This is a genomic window from Photobacterium andalusiense (assembly GCF_900185625.1).
Lineage (GTDB): Bacteria > Pseudomonadota > Gammaproteobacteria > Enterobacterales > Vibrionaceae > Photobacterium > Photobacterium aquimaris.
In genome coordinates, this window is the sequence record NZ_FYAJ01000039.1 from 1 (window position 1) to 1,097 (window position 1,097).

At 47.4% G+C, this 1,097-nt stretch carries 1 pseudogene; it reads right to left on the minus strand.

Annotated features, from left to right (window positions below):
• Positions 1-1,097, minus strand: a pseudogene (locus tag PAND9192_RS20755) (hypothetical protein); the annotation flags it as partial.

Consider the following 1,097-nt stretch of genomic DNA (forward strand, 5'->3'; position numbering starts at 1 on the left):
TAATGGTGGTGCCACTGTCAGTGCCAAATTCTGGGTTGGCACCATCAACAATGGTGATATCAACATTGGCAGGCTTTTGTAGCCAATCACCATCGGTGTCTTGCACCTGGATCGGCACATCAATGGTGATTTTATCGTTAACACTATCAACCAAACCATCGACACCACTGTCGGTGTGGTTTAATGGTTTGTCTTGAACAATCGTTACTGTGACGTCGATATCGTGACCGTTCGCCGCTTGGACTGCATCCAATGAGACTGTTACCACTTGCTCGCCGTCAGCAGTTACGCCGACTAATTTCCCGGTGGCGCTGTCATAGCTAAAGCTGATCGCTTGATTATCGCCCGTAGTTAACTCTGATGATAATTCATCAATTAATTTGGTTAATTGGACTGAATCGATAACCACAGTCTCAGGATTAAGACGATCGGCACCTGCCTCAATCACTATCGTAGTATTGCCCGATACAGGGTAGCCTTGCTCTCCAGCCTGAGGGGTTAAATCACCTTCGGTAATGGTGATCTCACCGTGCTCATTACCGCCCGCATCTGCACCATCATTAATGGTGATCACTACCTGACCGTTCGCGGTATCGCCATCATTATCCGTTGCCGTCACACCAAGGTTAATATTGGCAATGTCAGCATCGTTTTGATCAATGGGGCCTGTAACTTCAACCGTGTATGAGCCATCTTTCGCAATCGTTACGACCATCACTGGCTTATCGTGACTGTCAACCACAGTTAATACGTTGCCATTAACTGCAAATGTGGTCGCGGCACCATTACTGGTTAGGTTGGCTAAATCCGGTTGTTCAGCGTTGAAATCAAGCTGATGGATCGCATCTGAGCCCACATCGAGCGGCACTTCGCCGCTAATAACTTGACCATTTTGGGTGGTTTCATTAATGGTGGTGCCACTGTCGGCACCAAACTCTGGATTGGCACCATCAACAATGGTGATATCAACATTGGCAGGCTTTTGTAGCCAATCACCATCGGTGTCTTGCGCCTGAATCGGCACATCAATGGTGATTTTATCGTTAACACTATCAACTAAACCATCGACACCACTGTCGGTGTGGTTTAACGGTTTG